Below are 17,661 nucleotides of genomic sequence, written 5' to 3' on the forward strand. Positions count from 1 at the left end.
TGAAGCGGATTGCCGGAGCCTGTCAATTCCAGGCAATTTCCGGCAGGAAAGTTCGAAAAATTGAGTCAGGATTGCGCGGAATTGCCTCGATCGGCCCCGCGCCCGCGGGTCACCGCGATCCAGTCCCGGGTGCGCGTCTCGGGGTCCGTGTTGAGCGTGATGTCGGTCACCACGGAGACGATGTCGGCGCCGTGATCGAAGGCACCGGGCGCGCGCTCGACGCTCATGCCGCCGATGGCGACGAGCGGGATATCCCCGATCAGGCGTTTCCACTCGCCGATGCGCTCCAGCCCCTGCGGTGCCCACTTCATCTTCTTCAGGATGGTGGGATAAACCGGGCCGAGCGCGATGTAGTCGGGGCGCGCGGCGATGGCCGTGTCGAGTTCCTCGTGGTCGTGGCTCGACAGGCCGAGCCCGAGGCCGGCCTCGCGGATCGCTCCGACATCGGCCTCGGCAAGGTCCTCCTGGCCGAGATGCACGAAGCGGCAGCCGAGATCGATGGCCTGCCGCCAGTGATCGTTGACCACCAGCAGGCAGTCATGTGCCTTCGAGAAGCGCTCGGCGCGGGCGATCTCGTCACGAAGGCCGGCCCCGTCCATCTCCTTGACGCGGAGCTGGATGAGACGCACACCGAGCGGCACCAGCCGCTCGACCCAGTCGGCGCTGTCGACGATCGGGTAGAAGGGATCAAGCGGGAACGCGCTCATTCAAACACCGCCTTTCCAAGAACCGGGGTGGACGGTGCGGCCATGTCGCGCGGCTCCATCGGAATCGCGTCGAAGGCGAGACGGCCGGCCTCGATGGCACCGGCAAAGGCCTGCGCCATCGAGGCCGGATCACCGGCCTTGGCGACCGCCGTGTTGAGCAGCACGGCGTCGAAGCCGAGTTCCATGGCCGCGGCCGCGTGAGAGGGGACACCCAGACCGGCATCCACGATGAGCGGCACATCGGGGAAATGCGCGCGAAGGGTGCGCAGGCCGTAGGTGTTGTTGAGCCCGCGCGCCGAGCCGATGGGCGCGCCCCAGGGCATAAGCACCCGGCAGCCGGCCTCGAGCAGGCGTCTGGCCAGCGAAAGATCCTCCGTGCAATAGGGGAAGACCTCGAACCCCTCGCCGGTGAGGATGCGGGTCGCCTCGATGAGCGCCACGCCGTCCGGCGACAGGGTCTCGGCATCGGTCACGACCTCGAGCTTCACCCAGGGTGTGCCGAAGATTTCGCGGGCCATGTGGGCCGTCGTCACCGCCTCCTTGACGGTGTGGCAGCCGGCGGTGTTGGGCAGCACCTTCAATCCGAGATCGCGGATGAAGGACCAGAAATCCTGGCCCGCGCGCGCCGAACCGCTTTCCCGGCGCAGCGATACGGTGACGATGTCGCAGCGCGCGGCGCGGATGGCGTCGGCCATGATCGCGGGCGAGGGATAGAGCGCGGTGCCGAGCAGAAGCCTGCTCTCGACACCGGTTCCGTACAGATCGAGCATGGGGTCAGCCTCCCTGCATGGGGGCGAGGATCTCGACGCGGTCACCGTCGCGAACCTCGGTGGTGTCGCGCTCCTCGGTCGGCACGAACTCGCCGTTCACGGCCGTGGCGACGATCATGTCGCCATAGTCGAGCGCCTGGAGAAGCGCGGTGAGCGGACCGGGCGCGACGTCAGCCGGCGCGCCGTTGACGTGAATGGCCATGAAGAAACTCCGGGTTTGACGCAGGGTCGAGAAGCAGGCCGGCCGCCTGCTCGCCCAGCGCGGGCGCCAGCAGGAAGCCGTGGCGATAGGTGCCGTTGGCGCGCAACACGCGGCCATCGGGAACGAGACGGGGCAGGTTGTCGGCAAAGGCCGGGCGCACATCGACGCCGATCTCGAGGATTTCCGCCTCCGCGAAGGCCGGGTGAAGCTGATAGGCGGAGCCGAGAAGCTCCATCATCGCCCGCGCGGAGATACGGTTGCGTTCATCGCTCTCGATCATGGTCGCCCCGACCATGAAGACCCCCTCGCCGCGCGGCACCACGTAAAGCGGAATGCGGGGATGAAGCAGGCGCACGGGGCGCGAAAGGGATACGTCCGCGCAACGGAGCATCAGCATCTCGCCCTTGACCCCGCGCAGCCCCTGAAGCGCGTCCCTGGCGCCGAGCCCGCGACAGTCGACAACCGCATCGCCCGGCGCATCCTCGGGGCGCATCTCCTGGCCGAAGCGCAGATCGGCGCCAAGCGCCTTCAGGCGCGCAACCAGGGACACAAGCGCGCGGCGGGGAGACAGATGTCCTTCGCCGGCAAAATAGAGAGCTTCGCGGAAACGCCCCGCAAGATCGGGCTCCAGTTCGTCGATCCGTTCGGCCTGGATCGTCTCGAAATCACTGGTCAGGCGCGCGAAGCGCCGCAGCTCGCCGGTGTCGCGGGCCTGCGCCACGACGAGCGAGCCGTTGAACTCGACGCCCTCGACACGCTCCCCCCACCAGGAAAGCGCCTGCGCGCCGAGGCGAACCACCGGTTCTTCCGCGCTTTCGCCCTCGCACCAGGGGGCGAGCATCCCCCCGGCCCACCAGGAACAGGACGCCGGGCCAGGCTCCTCCGCACGCTCGAAAAGCGTCACCTTCAGTCCGCGTTCAACCGCCGCGACGGCGACGCAAAGCCCGACGACGCCGCCGCCCACCACCGAAACGGTTTCAATAGTTTGCCGGGTCATGACGTCACCTCGTTCCGGGGTTCCTGGTCCGACCAGAGCTGATGGAAATGGTGCACGGGACCGTGACCCGAGCCGACCTTGAGCCGGTCGGACGCCCTGATCGCGCCCTGCAGCCAGTCATGTGCGGCGCGAACGGCGTCCTCCATCTCCAGCCCCTTCGCAAGGCCGGCGGCAATGGCGGAGGACAGCGAGCAGCCGGTGCCATGCGTGTTGGGCGTGTCGATGCGCGGGGCGGTAAAGCGTGACAGACCGCCGCCGGGCAGGACGAGGAGATCCGTGCAGAGCGCCCCCTCCGCGTGACCGCCCTTCATGAGAACTGCCGGACCGAGACGGGCGAGGCGCTCGCCCTGCGCGCGGGCTTCCTCGTCGTCGCGGGCCGCCGGTTCGCCAAGCAGCGCACCGGCCTCGGGAAGGTTCGGCGTGATCAGCGTCGCACGGGGGAGAAGCGTCGAGACGAGCGCGTCGATGGCCTCGTCCCGCAGGAGCTTGGCGCCGGACTTCGACACGATCACCGGATCGAGCACGACCGGCCCGTCGTATCCCTCAAGCGCCTTTGCGACGGTGTGCACGATGTCCGGCGAGGACAACATGCCGATCTTGATCGCGCCCACGTCCAGATCGTCGAGAACGGCTGCGGTCTGCGCCTCCACGACATCCAGCGGCACGTCGTGAATGGCGGTGACGGCGCGCGTGTTCTGCGCCGTGAGGGCCACGATCACGCTGGCGCCATAGACGCCGAGCGCGGAAAACGTCTTGAGATCGGCCTGTGTGCCGGCTCCGCCGGAGCTGTCGGAGCCGGCGATCGTCAGGGCGATCGCCGGCGCGGCGGCGCCGGAGCGGAGGGAGGTTTCGCCGTGATGCGGCTTCGCGCGCATGTCGGATCCCGGTTCTGTCGGGCGATCACGAAGATCCGCCCCTGTGGTCAGGGATCCGGGCGCATGGGGCGATGTGAGGGAAAGCGGATGGCCTGGCCGCCTCTCGCGGGGCCTGCACCGGACTTGCGCTCCGGTGCGGTCATTCGTTCCCTACGCCGGCACGACCCGGATCAGGTTCAGTGGGTTGGCGCGAACGCGCCTCTCAGCCGGTAGGGCACCCCAACGAATGGGCGGAACGATAGGAGCGAAGGGATTCCCCGTCAAGCGGTCGCGTGAAGGACGGCAAGGGACCGGGGGCGCCGGATGGTTCCCAGTCGCCGGCGACCTGTGGTTAGATGGCTGGATTGTACAACCTGCGGCCCGTTGGCAGCAGCGGCCCGGCAGCCAAATCGGTTTTGAAAGTGCAACGTTTCATACTTGAGGCCGACGGCTCGCTAAAGACGCCGGACGGTTTCTCCATTGCCATTGACCGCATCGATGACCAGAAAGTCTCTGTTCCTCATCTCGTTCCGCACGTGATCAGGCTCAAACTGCCTCGTGGTGATACGATCGGCATCAAGATTATCTACTCGTCCCATTGCTGGAGCAGACGGCACGATCCGACCAGCGACCCTGGTGACGTCATGCTGATCATGGATGGCAATGCCCCTCGCGTGTTCGACATCGGGCGGTTCGCCAACTCACGGCATCTTCCGGACTTTCTTTCCGGGCTTGCAAGTCATCACCTCTACTGGACGCCATCCGACCGGAACTATGGTCTCTACAACGCCACAACCATCGTGGAGGGACGAGCCTACACCGCCTTTTTCACCCTTCGGAAAGACCGTGGAAAGATCGACGGAGCGCGGCACAGCCTCGTCATGCGGGTCGAAAGTGCGTATCACGCTCCGCAACCGAGCAAGGGCATGAGAGTCAAGGCAGCCGCGGCAATCGACGCCGCGCTCAAAGGCACCAGACTGAAATTCCGCTAGAGTTTTCCGGCGCGGACCGCGAAAAGCAGGCCGCAGAAAAACCAAAGGGACAGCCCTTTCGAGCGGTCCCTTGGCAATCTCGACATCTCTTCGGCTTTCGCCTTATCCACCATCCCGGTTGGACTGCTGACAGCAGCGGCAGGACCCTTTCAGTCGATCCGGTATCCTTATGGATTTTATATAGCAAATCACGCCCGGATTTTCAAGATTCCCAAGCATATGACGTAAAGAGACTTCGGATTCTGAAGTTCTGCCATATGTTCCCTTGTCACTCGGCCGCGTGGCGCGTGAACTCGAGCGGGCGGCCCCCTTCGACCACGGTCGCCACATAGTCGGAAAAGGTCTCCGCGCGACGGATTTCCAGCACGCCGTCGTCGGGCATGAGCAGGAGTTCGGCCGGGCGCAGGCGACCGTTGTAGGTGAAGCCCATGGCGGCCCCGTGGGCTCCGGTATCGTGGATATAGACGATCTCGCCCTCGCGCGGGTCCGGCATCTCGCGCGCCACGGCGAAACGGTCGACATTCTCGCACAGCGAGCCCACGACGTCGGCGAGGACGCGCGGCCGCTCCTTCCCGGCAAACGGCAGCGTCACGTGATGCCAGGCGCTTTCATAAAAGCCCGGGCGCATGAGCGCCGACATGGAGGCATCCAGCCCGACGATGGCCCGCCCCTTGTCGAGCCGGTTGACGACCGTGGTCACCAGAACGCCGTGCGGGCCCGTCACGATGCGGCCGAGTTCCGTCACCAGCCGCACCTGGCGCCCCCCGAACGCCTCACGCAGCAGGCCGACCAGTCCGGCCGCCCAGCCGGCAAGGTCGAAGGGCACCTCGCCGGGCCTGTAGGGAATGCCAAGCCCGCCGCCGACGTTGACGTAGTCGAAGGTGATACCCGCCTCCCGTTCCACCTCAAGCGCGGTCGCGACGAGGTCGCGGGCCGCCTGAAGCGCGCGGGCGAGGTCGAGTTCATTGGCGCAGGTCATGCCGTGGATGCCGAAAGAGCGGGCGCCGCGCGCCCGGGCCCGCGCATAGGCCTCCGCCAGACGCTCGCGCGGAACGCCGAACTTCGACGCGCCGGCCGCTCCCATGAGCGCCGAGGAAGCACCGCCCGTGTGCGGCGCGACCCGGAAGGCCACCGTCCCGGGCAGCCTTTGCGCGCGGTCCATGTGGGCGACATCGTCGAAGGTGACGAGACAACCGCGCGCCAGCGCCATCTCGTATTCGGCCCGTGTCGTGTTGTTGGAGGTGAAGACGATGTCCCGCCCCGTAACGCCTGCCGCGTCGGCCAGCAGCAGCTCCGCGGGCGAGGAGCAGTCGAGCCCGCTGCCCGCCTCCGCAAGCAGCTTCAGCACCGCCGGATTGGGCAGCGCCTTGACCGCGAAATGCTGCCGCGCGGGCCAGTCCCCGAAGGCGGAGACGATGGCCCGGTGCGAGGCGAGGATGCCGGCGGCGTCATAGACATGGAACGGCGTGCCGTAACCGCGCGCAAGGTCCGGCACGACACGTGCCAGGCGCTCCAGGAAGGCTGGCGAGGCGGGCATCAGCCCGCCGCCCGCCGCACACCGCCTCCGGGCACGCAGGCGATGCAGAGCGTGCGGTTGCGCAGGCCGCTCACCGGACGGACATAGGGAAAGTGATAGTCCTCCACCGGAAGGTAGCCGTCGGCGGCAACGCCCTCGCGCAGTTCCTCCCGCGACAGCATCCAGAAGTCCTCCACCCGCTTGTGCGGCTCGACCCGCAGTCCGCGCGCCAGCGGGGCGTCATTGGAGAAGACCAGGAAGGCACCGGGCTTCGGGGCGAGGCGGGCCAGCGTGTCGTAGAAGGCGGAAAGACCCGTCCCTTCCCGGTAGAGATGGCCGAGCAGCCCGTCGGCATAGATCACGTCGAAGGCGGCGAGATAGCCATCGGGAAGCGAATGGAAATCGGAGACGAAGGCCTCCACGTCCTTGCGCGCCGCAAGGTCCACCGCTTCGGGATTGCAGTCGATCGCCTGCACGTAGCGCCCTTCGCGCACGAGATCCGCCTCGACGAAGGCATTGCCGCAGCCGATGGAGAAGATCCGCGCGCCCTTCGCGGTGAGCGAAAGGATCTTGAGCACCACATGGGCCCGGTAGTCCGGGCAGTAGGTGGAAGGGGTGACGGAATCGTCGAACGCCTCGCCCGCCTCCCAGATCTCGTAGATGGTGCGGGTGTCCTTGCCGCCGGTCTGGCGCGGATCGCAGTAGTAGGCATGGACCCGGTCGAGCCCGGCGAGGCCCGACAGGCCTCCGGCGGGACCGGCGGCCGGATGCGGTTTTCCGAGAATCTGGGCCATCATCACTCTCCTTGGGTTCCAGGGATCGGCTAGCTTGCAAGCGCAACGGCGGACGACACCGCGCCGGCGGGCTCCTGCAGGTACTCGAGCGACGCGCCGGGTCGCGTGGACAGATGGGCGACGAGCGGGGCGAGATGCCGTGCCTGGCCGGCCGGACCGAAATCGCGGTACAGGGCGAGGGAGCGCTCCACGTCGCCGGCGAGCAACGTGTCGGCCAGCACACGCGCAAGCGAGCGGAAGCCGGCAAGAACCACCTCGGGATCGCCGCAAAGGCGCGGCGGCGTCCCCTCGCCACCTGGAACGAGTTCCAGCGCTCCGAGCGAGACGAGATAGGAAAGCTGCAGATACATGCCGTCGCCGTCGGGGAAGAGGCCGAGGCCGCGATCCACGTAGCGCAGGCATTCGACGAGATGGTAGGCGACGGCCTCCTCCGCCGGATGACCGGCGGCCGGCGCCAGGACATCGGCAAGCGCGACGAGGGCGAAGGTGTCGGCGGCAACCTCCTGCAGCGTGACGGAAGCCCAGCGGTCGGCGGCGTTCAGCGCCTTGAAGCCGGCCCCTTCGCGATGGACGAAATGCCCCGCCTCATGGGCATGGACGCCGAGCACCGGCAACACGCCGAAGCCGGCAACATCCACGGGCAGGGGGCGGCCGAGATCCAGGATCTCGCGGGCGAGCGGCAGTCCGAGCGCACCCACGAGCCCGCGATGGGTGTTGGCGAAGTAGCAGGTCTTCTTGAAGGGCGAATGCTTGACGCCCTCGTCCTCGGGCAGGAAGTAGGCGACATGCTTGGGGTGGCGATTGCCCTCCCCGGCCATGAAGAAGAGATCGGCGGGAACGAAGGCCGGCAGCGCGCCGAGACGCAGGTGGGCATGCAGGTCCCGCAGGCGTGCCGCGACATCGCCGAGCCGGTCGCACGCCGCCTCCACCGTGGCGAGAAGCCCCGCGTCGCGCCGGCAGGCGAAGGCCGTGGCGAGGCCACCGGTTTCCTTGCCGTACCAGGTGGAGATGCGCCCCGCGACCAGCGTCACCTCCTCGTCGGTGGCCGCGAGCTTTTCCAGCGTCTCGTCCGTGTAGCCATCGCGAATGGCGGCGGCGCGCAGGCGGGCGGCGAGCCGGTCCTCCTCACGCGGCAGAAGATCGGCAAGGGCAGCAAGCGTGTCGGCGATGGGGCCGGGCGCGTGGAAGGCCGTGCGTGTGTCCGGGCGGACCGCCTTTTCCGCCTGCCATTCCGCCTCGATCAAGGCGCGCAGGCGTTCGAACAGGGCCGCCGCCTCCCCGCCGAGATCCGGCCCGGCCGCGCCGATGTCCAGGCAGGCGAGCCGGTAGCCCTCCGCCGGAGGCCAGAAAGGGCTTCGGTGGGCGCGCCAGGATCCGGCGCGCGCGAGATTGGCGTCATGATCGAAACGGTCGGACATGATCCGGGCTCCGTGATGAGGGACAAGGGGATGAGTGGTGTCCGGATGCGCGAGCCGTTTTTCCAGAAACAGGCTCGCCGGGTGGGCGCGGTAGCTGCCGAAGGGCCCGCGATCGCGGAAGCCGGCAGCCCTATAGAGCGCCAGCGCTTCCGGCTGGGCCGGCCCGGTTTCAAGGCGCAGGACGTGAAGTTCCCTGCGACGGGCCTCGCTTTCGAGCGCAGCGAGAAGCGCGCGTGCCACCCCCGTCCGCCGGGCGGAAGGTGCCACGAACATGCGCTTGATCTCGCCGTGGCCATCGCCCTCCTCCACCAGGGCGGCGCAGCCGAGCGCCTTCCCCGCGCCACGCCGGACCACGAGAAAGGCAACGCCGGAGCGCGTCAGCTCCGCCCGATCGAGAAGGTGGACGCCATCCGCCGGATAAAGCGCGTGGGCATGCTCCTCCGAGGCGGACAGCAGCGCGGCGACGTCCCGCGCCCGAGGGTCGCCCGGGCAGACACGCAGCTCCTGGACGGTCTCCCGTTCGTCCGCCCCGCACTCCCCCGCCCGCAGGAGGGCGGCAGCCTTTTCCGCGATCATCATCGTCGCCGCCTGGGTGTTGCCGGAGACATGGGTCGGCATGATCGAGGCATCCGCAACCCGCAGGCCCTCGAGCCCGTGGACCCGCAGCGCGGGATCGACGACGGCATCCGCGCCCGTGCCCATCCGGCAGGTGCCGACCGGATGATAGGAGGTGTCCGCTCCCGCGCGCAGGTGATCGAGCAGGGCCGCGTCGTCCTCATGCACGGAACCGGGAACCAGTTCCTCGCCGCGCACGGGATCGAAAGCCGGCTGGGCGACGATGCGCCGCGCGATGCGCATGCCGGCAATGAGCCTCCGCCGGTCCGCTTCGGGGGCGAGGAATGCGGTCTCGATGGCAGGCGGCGCGAGTGGATCGGATGAGACCGCGTGCACGCGGCCTTCCGCCTCCGGGCGCATCGGGTAGACGCCGATGGTCATGCCGGGCAGGGGATCGAGCCGGCGTGTCGGCGCGGCGGAAACGGGATAGCTCGCCGGCGCGAAATGGAACTGGAGGTCCGGGACGGGCTCGCGCGGGTCGGAGCGCGCGAAACCGACGCATGTGGCGATCGGGGAGGCGAGAACGCCCCGGCGGACCAGCATGTAGCGGGCGATCTCGCTCAGGAAGGAGACACCGCGCGTGCGCTCGTTGAAAGTCAGCGCACGCACGCCGGCCGGCAGCCTGACACGCCAGCGCAACCGCGCGGCCAGATGATCGCGAAACCCCGCGCCGACACCTGATAGCGCGTGCCGGCAGACGATCCCGGCCCGCGCCAGGGCCTCCGGCTCGCCGATGCCCGAGAGCTGCAGGAGATGCGGCGAGCCGATGGTGCCGGCGGCCAGCACGGTCTCGCGGGCGAGCGTCGTCGTCTCCGCCCCGTCGCGCCGCCAGGAGACGCCCAGGCATCGGCGTCCCCGAAGCACCAGACCCGTGGCCGTGGCCCTCTCGACGATCTCGACATTCTCGCGGGCACGCAGCCGCCTCAGGGTTTCGCCGGCGACGCTCGACCGCCGGCCCGCGCGCGCCGAGACCTGCGAGAGGGCGAAGCCGTCCGGCGTGCCGGAGTTGTAGTCGGGATCGAGCGGATAGCCGGCCTGGCGCGCGGCCTCCAGGAACAGTCCGGCCAGCGGCTCGTGATCACGGGGAAGCTCGACGCGGATCGGCCCGCCAGCGCCGCGCGTTGCCTGCGCGCCATCGCCATCCGCCGCGCCCTGCCAGTCCTCCAGCGCCCGGAAATACGGCAGCACATCCTCCCAGGACCAGCCCTCGCAGCCCATGGCCGCCCAGCGGTCGAAGTCGTCGCGCTGGCCGCGCACGAAGATCATGCCGTTGATCGCCGCCGAGCCGCCCACGAGGCGTCCGCGCGGGATCGACAGCGAGCGACCGTCAAGGGTCGCGTCGGGTTCGGTCGCGAACCGCCAGTCGTAGTCGGGGTTGCCGAGCAGCAGCGTCTCGCCGGCCGGAATCGTGAGCAGCGGAGAGCGGCGTCGGCGCCCGGCCTCGAGCACCACGACCCGGCGGTCCGCGTCCTCGCTCAACCGGAGGGCGAGCAGAAGCCCCGCCGCGCCGCCACCGACCACGAGCACATCCACAGAGCCCGCCGGCCCCTCGGTCTCCGGTGCGATGCTGCTGCCGTCACGGGTCATGGCATCTCCTGACCGTGTCACGCGGGCGGGCGCTAGTGGCGCGCGGCGAGCGTGGTGCGATGCATGTGCCGGTGATACCGGTCCATGTCATAGGGGGTCGCGCGGTGCATGGCGCTGCGGTTGTCCCACAGGATGATGTCGCCGGCCCGCCAGCGATGGCGGTAGGTGAAGCGCGGCAGCACCGAAAACTCCTGCAGGAAGGTGACCAGCGGCGCGCTTTCCGCCTCATCCATGCCCACCACGTGCCAGGGCACGCTGCCGCCCACGTAGAGCGCCTTGCGCCCGGTTTCCGGATGGGCAAGCACCATGGGCTGGGGCTGGTCCCGCCATTCGGCGCGCTGCGCCTCGGTGGGCGGCGGGCGGTCGGGATAGTTGTAGGGCCGCGAGCGAACGCGTGAGATCACCACCTCGCGCCCCTCGATCCGCTCCTTCACCCGAGCGGGGAGAGCCTCCCAGGCGGCGAACATGTTGGCGAACAGCGTGTCGCCGCCCTCCGGCGGCACCTCGATGGCATGAAGCATGGAGCCGGCCGGGGGAGCGGGAAGGTAGTGCCCGTCGGTGTGCCAGACCCGGCCGCTGACCGGGGAACCGACCGGGCGCCCTTCCTCCGTCCGGTTGGACAGGACCAGAATCTCGGGCCGGCCGCCCTCGGCAAATTCCCGACGGGTGTAGCTCACCACCTCGCCGAAGCGGCGCGTGAAGTCCACATGCTGGTCCGGGGTCATTTCCTGCTCCCGGATCAGCAGGATCGTGCTGTCGAGCCACGCCTTGTAGATGCGCTCGAAAACCGCGTCGGGGATGGGGCGGGTCACATCGATGCCCCGGACCTCCGTGCCGATGCGCTCGGCAAGCGGAACAAGCTCGACCATCCGTCCCTCCCCGGCCCACGCCCCTCACATGACCAGCCGTCGTCGACGGCCCGCGCGGACCTGCGTCCGCACGATGCCCGGCCTCCAGACCTCAGCAACCCTCAATGCGTGTATAACTCAACACTGCAACGCAAAATATAGAGAGTCAAGAAAATACTTACCCTACGTCATTCTCAGGGTGCGCCCGAGATCGCCGCAAGGCCCGCGCGCCCATAATATATTCTATCTAATTGATATATATTACTAATATACACACCTCCAAGGTGGTTGGAGGCTCGGCCGCCAGCTCCCCCGTTTCAAGTCCCGACGGTCACGGACGGACGGAAAACCACACGGAATGGTTGTTTCGGAGTCAGCTGGCAAATATAATCCCTCGCATTCCTTGCAATGCGCGTTCTCCTGGAAGAAGACAGTCGCGCCTCTACCCAAGCAACCGCCGATCTGACGGGATCAGACAGCCTTGAGCGAACCGCCCCCGCGCCGACGTGTCATTCGCCCCCGCGCCAGGCGGGCCGTCCCGCCGCCGGCGGTGGCCGAGATCGGGCACAACGGCGGACCGCCGCTGGACGAGGAGCCGCATGTGCCCGCCTGGGGCACCGGACCGATCCGCACCTATGTGGCCTGGCGCACGGCTCGCAAGAAGGCCTTCGCCCCGGTCTCGCGCGACGTCGCGCTGTTCCGCATCAGGAAAGCGGAGCGTCTCGGGCTCACCTACGAGGAATACACAAGCGAGCTTCTGGACTCAGGGCGGCACCTGCAGGCGGAGGACACGCAGCGCATCGCCGAGATCATCGCCCGGCGCAAGCCGAAGTCCCCTTCCTGACCGGCCCGCGCGCCCTGCCCCTGGCCCTGGCCACTCGCCTCAGCGAGGCGCCCCAAGTGACTTTTCCAGCTCGACGAAGGTCGGCGCGTCAAACCCCGGATGGGCGTGGAACGACGCCTCGCGGTAGCCCGCGCGGGCAAACAGCGCCCGGTTGGAGACAAGGGCGAGACGCGTCTGCAGCACGAGCCGGCCAAGCCCCTCTTTTCGCGCGCGCGCCTCGACGGCGCCGAGCAGGGCAAGCGCCAGCCCCCGGCGCCTTGCCGTGCGCGACACGGCCAGCCGGGCGATATGCAATCCGTTTTCGATGCCATGAAAGAGACAGGCGGCAAGCGGCGTCGCCGGGTCGTCGCGAGCAACGATCATCAGCGCCTGTCCGCCGGAGGCCAGATGCGCCTCGATGCGCGCACCGGTTTCCCCGACCGCCGAGGGCGGCGGCTCAACGAGGCCGACGTGATCGGAAAAGGCGTCACGCACGAGCGCGGCAAGCACTTCGGCGTCACCGGCACCGGCAGCACGCAGGACAAGCCCCGGCGGGAGCGCCATGTCGCCACCGGGGGACACCGCGGGGAGCCGCGAACCTGTCATGCCTGATCCTCCCGACGCGGTGGCGGGCGCCTCACGCGGTCCCAACTTCCACGCCGCAGGTTTTCACCCATTCGTCGAGTTCCACAAGTTGAATCAGCATGTGCGGCAAGCTCGCGCCGCCGGGCAGCATGGTGCCGGCAAGCCGTGCGTCGCTGCCGGCCGCGATCTCCTCCACCAGCGCCCCAAGGCGGGGCCGGTCGAACAGCGCCGCGACGGGAGAGGTCTCGTCGGCGGCAAGCCGGCGGGCGGCGGCGATGAGGGCCGCATCGTAGTCGGGATGCTGTACGTGCGGGTAGGCGCTCTTGCGCCGCGACAAGGTTTCCGGCGGCAGGACATCCGCCATCGCCGCCTTGAGCAGCCCCTTGACGCCACCTTGCGTCTTCATCTCCCAGGGAACGTTCCACACGTACTCGACCAGATGGTGGTCGAGGAACGGCATCCGCAGTTCGATCCCCTGCGCCGTGGACATGCGGTCCTTGCGGTCGATGATCACGGACAGCGGGCCGGCCATGCCGAGCCAGAGCACCTCGCGCAGGCGCGCCTCGCGCGGCGTGTCGCTCTCCAGCCGGGGAACCTCTCGCAGGAGCACCGCGCAGCGCTCCGCCTCCTGCCCGCGCGGATCGCAACGCGCCAGCAGGTCCGGCGCCAGATAGTCGGCGAGCCGCACCCCGTCCCCGGCCCAGGGAAAGCCCGGCCGCGCCAGCACCTCGTCCTTGAAGAAATGCGGATAGCCGCCGAAGATCTCGTCGGCCGCCTCCCCCGAAAGCCCGATCCGCGCATGACGGCGCATCCGCGCGAAAAGACACGCCATGGATGCGTCGAACTGGCCCCAGGCGGGAAGGTCGCGGGCGGCGCGGGTGAGCGGCAGCGCGGCTGCGAGATCGTCCGGTCCAAGCGTGAGGGTCGCATGGTCGCTGCCCATGTGCCGGGCGGCCAGTTCGGCGAAGGGCGCGTCGATGTCGGGCCGCAGTTCGGAGCCCGCGAAATGCCGGTCGTCGTCGGCGAAACGCAGGCAGAAGGTGGCGAGCGGCGACATGCCCTCGTCACGGCGCGCCGCCGCAAGCGCGGCGACGGAGGTCGAATCGATTCCGCCCGAGAGCATCGCGGCAAGCGGCTGGTCACCCGGCGCCTGGCATGCAACGGCACGCTCGAGCAGGTGGCGGACATGGGCGGCGGTGTCGGCAAAACCATGCCGGTGCGGCCGGCTTTCAAGCCGCCAGTAGCGCCGCCGCGTCAGCCCCCGGGGCGACAGCGACACCACATGGGCCGGCGGCACCTCGAAAAGGCCGGTGAGCGGCGTCTCGCCGGGCAACGCCAGACGCGGCTGCAGCGCCACCGGCAACCGGTCAGGATCGAGGCGCGGCCGAAACAGCGGGTTGGCCAGGATGGCAGCCGGCTTGGAGGCGAAGACAAGCCCGCCCTCATGGGCGTGATAGTACAGCGGGCGCACGCCAAAGCGGTCCCGCGCCAGATGCAGCGTGCGCGACGGCCCGTCCCAGACCGCAAGCGCGAAGGCGCCGTCGAGACGTTCCGCCGCCTCGGCGCCGAAGGCGAGAAACGCGGCAAGGGCGAGCGCCGTGTCGTCGTGAGGCGGCCATGGGTGACCGGGAAGCGCGGCGCCCCGGCTTTCGAGGTCGGCGGCGAGCTCGTCGCGATTGTCGAAACCGCCGGCCATGAGACAGGCGACCTCGCCGGCGGGAACCTGGAGCACGAGGGGGCGCAGGCCCGTGGCACCCGGCCCGCCATGGTCGAGCCGGCGCAGGCCGAACGCGGCATGGGCGGACAGCCAGATACCGCCACCGTCCGGACCGCGCGCGGCAAGACACTCGGTCATGGCACGCAGGAGACCGCCACGCGCGGCGAGTTCACGGTCGAAATCGATCCAGCCGACAATCCCGCTCACGTCCGCCTCCCCCGCTCGGGACGGGGGATCGGGCCCCCCTCGCGGGGGATACTATACGTTGCGTAATTTCAATCCAATTCCCGTCAGGATTGCGGAGGGTGCGGCCCTGTCGCCGCGCCCTCCGCCCCGATCAGTACATCAGGCTCGGAAGCCAGAGCGAGATCGCGGGAATCGCGACGAGGATCGACACGCGCACCACATCGGCGACGAGGAAGGGACCTATGCCCTTGAAGATCGTGGCCTGGCGCACGTCGCTCGCCGCCGCCTGGATGACGAAGAGGTTCATCCCCACCGGCGGCGTGATGAGGCCGATCTCGGCCACAGTCACGACGATGATGCCGAACCACACCGGATTGAAATCGAGCGCCGCGACCATCGGAAAGATGAAGGGAATGGTCAGCAGCACCATGGAGAGCGCGTCCATGACGCACCCCAGCCCGATGTAGAACAGGATGACGAGGAACAGCACCGTGTAGGGTGCGAGCCCGGCATCGTTGATGGTCGAGACCAGGAAGGTCGGCAGGTTCGACGTCTCGATGAAGTAGTTGAACAGGCTCGCGCCGATCAGGATCATGAAGATCATGCCGCTGGTCTGCGCAGTCTGGCTGATGCTGTCCATGAAGACGGACCGGGTGAGACGGCCGGACAGGAGCGCGATGAAGAACGCGCCCAGCGCGCCGACGGCCGCCGCTTCCGTGGGCGAGAACCACCCCTGGTACATGCCGCCGATCACCACGAGGAACAGCAGCAGCACCTTCCACACGCGGCCGAGAACCACGATGCGCTCGCCCCAGGTGTGACGCTCGCTTGCCGGTCCGAGCTCCGGACGGCGGCGGACCTGCACCCAGACCGCGCCCATGTAGAGCAAGGTCGCCAGCAGGCCGGGCAGCAGCGCCGCGACGAAGAGCTGGCCGATCGAGGTTTCGGTCAGCAGACCATAGAGCACCAGGATCACCGAGGGGGGAATGAGCACGCCCAGCGTGCCGCCTGCGGCGATGGAGGCGGTGGCGAGCCGGTCGTCGTAGCCGTGGCGGCGCATTTCGGGCAGCGCGACCTGGCACATGGTGGCGCTGGTGGCCAGCGACGAGCCGCACACGGCGCCGAAGAGCGCACAGGCACCGACGGTGGCCATGGCGAGGCCGCCACGGAAATGACCGGTGAAAGCGTTCACCGCGTCGTAGAGCGAGCGCGACAGCCCCGCCTGCGCCGCGAAGACACCCATGAGGATGAACAGCGGTACGACCGACAGCGAATAGGGGAACACGGCCTCGAAGGGGCCGGACCCCAAGATGAAGCCGACGCCCATCCAGCCGTTGAGCACCCAGAAACCGGCGATGCCGGTGATCGCCATGGCGATCGCGACGGGAACGCGCAGCAGGATGAGGACGAGCGTCGCGGCAAAGCCGAGAAGGCCCACGATCGGTGCGGACATCAGGAATTTGCCCCCGGACTTGCGCGAAGGGAAAGAAGGGCGGTCAGGGCGGTGACGAGGCAGGCGAGCACGGACAGGCCGGAGCCGATCACCAGCGCGAGCCAGTACCAGACCATGGGAATGCCGATGTTCTGCGACTTGTCGCCGAACATCATCTGCAGCTTGGCCGCTTCCCAGCCGTAGTAGAGGATCAGCACCATCACCACGGCCGAGGCGAGCGCGGTCACCGCCCGCATGACCGCCTGGACGGCGGGCGGGAAGGACTGGGTGAGGATGTCGACGCTCACGTGACCGTCACGGAAGAAGGCGTAGGGGATCGCCGAGAAGGCGGTCGCCATGATCAGGAGCTGGACGATGTCGACGGCACCGAAGATGGCGCTGCCGAAGGCACGCAGCACGATATCGACGACGGTGACGCCCCCGGCGCCGAACAGGCAGGCCATGCCGAACATGGCGCAGGCGCGGAAGAGCCACTCGGCGGCAAGCCCGAGACGGCCGCGAGCCGGGGCCGCTTTCGCGCCCCCGGCCCGCTCGTCCGTTTCCGGCCCGTTCTTACTTGGAGAACTGGGCGACATAGTCCTGTGCCGTCTTGTAGAGGCCTTCCGGATCCTCGACGCCCTCGCTCTTCAGCGTCTCGAGATAGGAGGCGATCATGGGCTGCAGCGCCTCGCGCCAGCGCGCGCGCTCCTCGTCGGAGAGAACCGTGATCTCGTTGCCCTTGGCCTCGGCGGCCGCCTTGCCCGGCGCGTCCCAGGCATCCCACCAGTCGCCGAACTTGGCCACGAGGCCGTCGCCGGAATACTTGTCGATGCAGGCGCGCACGTTCTCGGGCAGGCTGTCGTACTTGTTCTGGTTCATCACGAAGAAGAACGAGACCGTGTAGACGCCGGCGTCGAGATCGTAGTTCAGCACCTCGGAGAGCTTGAACGAGTTGACCGGATCCCACGGGAACACGGTGCCGTCGATCACGCCCTTCTGCAGGCCCTCGTAGACCTGCCCGGGAGGCATGCCCTGCGGAATGGCGCCAAGCTCCTCGAGCATGGCGGACACGGCCGGGCTCGGCGTGCGGATGCGCAGGCCCTGCATGTCCTCCATGGAGGTGACCTTCTTCTCCGACGTGTGGATCAGGCCGCCGTTGTGGGCATGAAGCGCAAGCACCTTGAGGCCCTTGTACTCCTGCGACAGGTGGTCGGGGAACATGGCCCAGAGCGTCTGGCTGGCCACGCCCGCATCACCGGTCAGGAACGGGATGTCGATGATCGAGGTGCGCGGAAACCGGCCGCGCGGCAGGCCCGTGAGGCCGTGGGCGATGTCGACCACGCCGGCGAGCACCTGCTCCTGCTGCTTGGCGACGTTGCCAAGCTGCGTGCCGCCCGGGAAGACCTGGATCTTGACCTGGCCATCGGTGCAGGCCTCGACGTCCTTCGCCCAGGGCTCGATGAAGTCTGTGTGGATGCCATGGACCGGCGGCAGGAAATGGCTGAGCTTCAGCGTGATTTCCTGCGCCGAGGCCGGCAGCGCCGCGGTGGCCGTGAGCGCGGCCAGCGCCACCCCGGCGAGAACGGATTTCGTCGTCATGTGCGTTTCACTCCCTCCT

General features: G+C 68.5%; 16 protein-coding genes and 1 riboswitch. Of the genes, 2 read left to right on the forward strand and 14 right to left on the reverse strand.

The features are described 5' to 3' along the window. Positions 1-65: 65 nt before the first annotated feature. Genes ACYX4S_RS16705 through thiD form a run of 5 tightly spaced genes read right to left on the reverse strand, consistent with a single transcriptional unit; the run spans position 66 to position 3,551 of the window. Positions 66-707 (reverse strand): thiamine phosphate synthase, encoded by a 642-nt coding sequence (locus ACYX4S_RS16705; RefSeq protein ID WP_293720158.1) that lies wholly within the window; start codon positions 705-707, stop codon positions 66-68. Continuing rightward, positions 704-1,477 carry a thiazole synthase gene (locus tag ACYX4S_RS16710; protein WP_476361012.1) on the reverse strand — a complete coding sequence of 258 codons (774 nt, stop codon included), beginning with the start codon at positions 1,475-1,477 and terminating at the stop codon, positions 704-706. The genes ACYX4S_RS16705 and ACYX4S_RS16710 overlap by 4 nt, the downstream gene beginning before the upstream one ends. A 4-nt stretch (positions 1,478-1,481) precedes the next feature. Beyond that, a complete protein-coding gene (thiS, locus tag ACYX4S_RS16715; RefSeq protein WP_476361013.1) occupies positions 1,482-1,679 on the reverse strand; it encodes a sulfur carrier protein ThiS in 198 nt (65 codons plus the stop codon). Then, positions 1,648-2,676, reverse strand: a complete 1,029-nt coding sequence (gene thiO / locus ACYX4S_RS16720) for a glycine oxidase ThiO (RefSeq protein WP_476361014.1) — start codon at positions 2,674-2,676, stop codon at positions 1,648-1,650. Before thiO ends, thiS begins: the two co-directional genes overlap by 32 nt. Next, positions 2,673-3,551 (reverse strand): bifunctional hydroxymethylpyrimidine kinase/phosphomethylpyrimidine kinase, encoded by an 879-nt coding sequence (gene thiD / locus ACYX4S_RS16725; protein WP_476361015.1) that lies wholly within the window; start codon positions 3,549-3,551, stop codon positions 2,673-2,675. The genes thiO and thiD overlap by 4 nt, the downstream gene beginning before the upstream one ends. A 130-nt stretch (positions 3,552-3,681) precedes the next feature. Next, positions 3,682-3,783: riboswitch (TPP riboswitch) on the reverse strand. Positions 3,784-3,886: 103 nt separating this feature from the next. On the opposite strand from thiD, the gene ACYX4S_RS16730 reads away from it, so the two are divergent. After that, positions 3,887-4,522, forward strand: coding sequence for a hypothetical protein (locus ACYX4S_RS16730; RefSeq protein ID WP_476361016.1), 636 nt, complete (start codon positions 3,887-3,889; stop codon positions 4,520-4,522). 268 nt (positions 4,523-4,790) lie between these two features. On the opposite strand, the gene ACYX4S_RS16735 is transcribed toward ACYX4S_RS16730, so the two are convergent. From ACYX4S_RS16735 to ACYX4S_RS16750, 4 genes are read right to left on the reverse strand one after another with little or no spacing between them, the layout of a single operon-like run. After that, positions 4,791-6,059 (reverse strand): diaminopimelate decarboxylase, encoded by a 1,269-nt coding sequence (locus ACYX4S_RS16735; RefSeq protein ID WP_476361017.1) that lies wholly within the window; start codon positions 6,057-6,059, stop codon positions 4,791-4,793. Next, complete coding sequence (locus ACYX4S_RS16740; RefSeq protein ID WP_293720145.1) at positions 6,059-6,832, reverse strand: class I SAM-dependent methyltransferase; 774 nt, start codon at positions 6,830-6,832, stop codon at positions 6,059-6,061. Before ACYX4S_RS16740 ends, ACYX4S_RS16735 begins: the two co-directional genes overlap by 1 nt. A gap of 29 nt (positions 6,833-6,861) precedes the next feature. Further along, entirely contained in the window at positions 6,862-10,452 is a 3,591-nt protein-coding gene (locus tag ACYX4S_RS16745) for a GNAT family N-acetyltransferase (RefSeq protein WP_476361018.1), read from the reverse strand. 32 nt (positions 10,453-10,484) lie between these two features. After that, positions 10,485-11,321, reverse strand: a complete 837-nt coding sequence (locus ACYX4S_RS16750) for a TauD/TfdA dioxygenase family protein (protein WP_422067560.1) — start codon at positions 11,319-11,321, stop codon at positions 10,485-10,487. A 460-nt stretch (positions 11,322-11,781) separates the two neighbouring features. On the opposite strand from ACYX4S_RS16750, the gene ACYX4S_RS16755 reads away from it, so the two are divergent. Next, positions 11,782-12,144: a hypothetical protein gene (locus ACYX4S_RS16755; RefSeq protein WP_476361019.1), complete on the forward strand. Its 363-nt coding sequence runs from the start codon at positions 11,782-11,784 to the stop codon at positions 12,142-12,144. A 39-nt stretch (positions 12,145-12,183) separates the two neighbouring features. Here ACYX4S_RS16755 and ACYX4S_RS16760 read toward each other — a convergent pair whose 3' ends face one another. The 5 genes from ACYX4S_RS16760 to ACYX4S_RS16780 form a co-directional block, all read right to left on the reverse strand. Next, positions 12,184-12,729: a GNAT family N-acetyltransferase gene (locus ACYX4S_RS16760; RefSeq protein ID WP_476361020.1), complete on the reverse strand. Its 546-nt coding sequence runs from the start codon at positions 12,727-12,729 to the stop codon at positions 12,184-12,186. 31 nt (positions 12,730-12,760) lie between these two features. Further along, positions 12,761-14,632 carry an asparagine synthase (glutamine-hydrolyzing) gene (gene asnB / locus ACYX4S_RS16765; protein WP_476361021.1) on the reverse strand — a complete coding sequence of 624 codons (1,872 nt, stop codon included), beginning with the start codon at positions 14,630-14,632 and terminating at the stop codon, positions 12,761-12,763. 130 nt (positions 14,633-14,762) lie between these two features. Further along, positions 14,763-16,064, reverse strand: a complete 1,302-nt coding sequence (locus tag ACYX4S_RS16770) for a TRAP transporter large permease (protein ID WP_293720133.1) — start codon at positions 16,062-16,064, stop codon at positions 14,763-14,765. Further along, positions 16,064-16,639, reverse strand: coding sequence for a TRAP transporter small permease (locus ACYX4S_RS16775; RefSeq protein WP_293720131.1), 576 nt, complete (start codon positions 16,637-16,639; stop codon positions 16,064-16,066). Before ACYX4S_RS16775 ends, ACYX4S_RS16770 begins: the two co-directional genes overlap by 1 nt. Next, positions 16,617-17,642 (reverse strand): TRAP transporter substrate-binding protein, encoded by a 1,026-nt coding sequence (locus ACYX4S_RS16780; RefSeq protein ID WP_293720129.1) that lies wholly within the window; start codon positions 17,640-17,642, stop codon positions 16,617-16,619. The genes ACYX4S_RS16775 and ACYX4S_RS16780 overlap by 23 nt, the downstream gene beginning before the upstream one ends. Between the last annotated feature and the right edge of the window lie 19 nt (positions 17,643-17,661).

Source organism: Stappia sp. ABD4_338, assembly GCF_056312175.1.

What these genes read in the sequence shown, in the direction of transcription:
- ACYX4S_RS16705 (WP_293720158.1), bottom strand. Translation starts at nt 707, where the DNA reads ATGAGCGCGTTCCCGCTTGATCCCTTCTACCCGATCGTCGACAGCGCC.
- ACYX4S_RS16710 (WP_476361012.1), bottom strand. Translation starts at nt 1,477, where the DNA reads ATGCTCGATCTGTACGGAACCGGTGTCGAGAGCAGGCTTCTGCTCGGC.
- thiS (WP_476361013.1), bottom strand. Translation starts at nt 1,679, where the DNA reads ATGGCCATTCACGTCAACGGCGCGCCGGCTGACGTCGCGCCCGGTCCG.
- thiO (WP_476361014.1), bottom strand. Translation starts at nt 2,676, where the DNA reads ATGACCCGGCAAACTATTGAAACCGTTTCGGTGGTGGGCGGCGGCGTC.
- thiD (WP_476361015.1), bottom strand. Translation starts at nt 3,551, where the DNA reads ATGCGCGCGAAGCCGCATCACGGCGAAACCTCCCTCCGCTCCGGCGCC.
- ACYX4S_RS16730 (WP_476361016.1), top strand. Translation starts at nt 3,887, where the DNA reads ATGGCTGGATTGTACAACCTGCGGCCCGTTGGCAGCAGCGGCCCGGCA.
- ACYX4S_RS16735 (WP_476361017.1), bottom strand. Translation starts at nt 6,059, where the DNA reads ATGCCCGCCTCGCCAGCCTTCCTGGAGCGCCTGGCACGTGTCGTGCCG.
- ACYX4S_RS16740 (WP_293720145.1), bottom strand. Translation starts at nt 6,832, where the DNA reads ATGGCCCAGATTCTCGGAAAACCGCATCCGGCCGCCGGTCCCGCCGGA.
- ACYX4S_RS16745 (WP_476361018.1), bottom strand. Translation starts at nt 10,452, where the DNA reads ATGACCCGTGACGGCAGCAGCATCGCACCGGAGACCGAGGGGCCGGCG.
- ACYX4S_RS16750 (WP_422067560.1), bottom strand. Translation starts at nt 11,321, where the DNA reads ATGGTCGAGCTTGTTCCGCTTGCCGAGCGCATCGGCACGGAGGTCCGG.
- ACYX4S_RS16760 (WP_476361020.1), bottom strand. Translation starts at nt 12,729, where the DNA reads ATGACAGGTTCGCGGCTCCCCGCGGTGTCCCCCGGTGGCGACATGGCG.
- ACYX4S_RS16770 (WP_293720133.1), bottom strand. Translation starts at nt 16,064, where the DNA reads ATGTCCGCACCGATCGTGGGCCTTCTCGGCTTTGCCGCGACGCTCGTC.
- ACYX4S_RS16775 (WP_293720131.1), bottom strand. Translation starts at nt 16,639, where the DNA reads ATGTCGCCCAGTTCTCCAAGTAAGAACGGGCCGGAAACGGACGAGCGG.
- ACYX4S_RS16780 (WP_293720129.1), bottom strand. Translation starts at nt 17,642, where the DNA reads ATGACGACGAAATCCGTTCTCGCCGGGGTGGCGCTGGCCGCGCTCACG.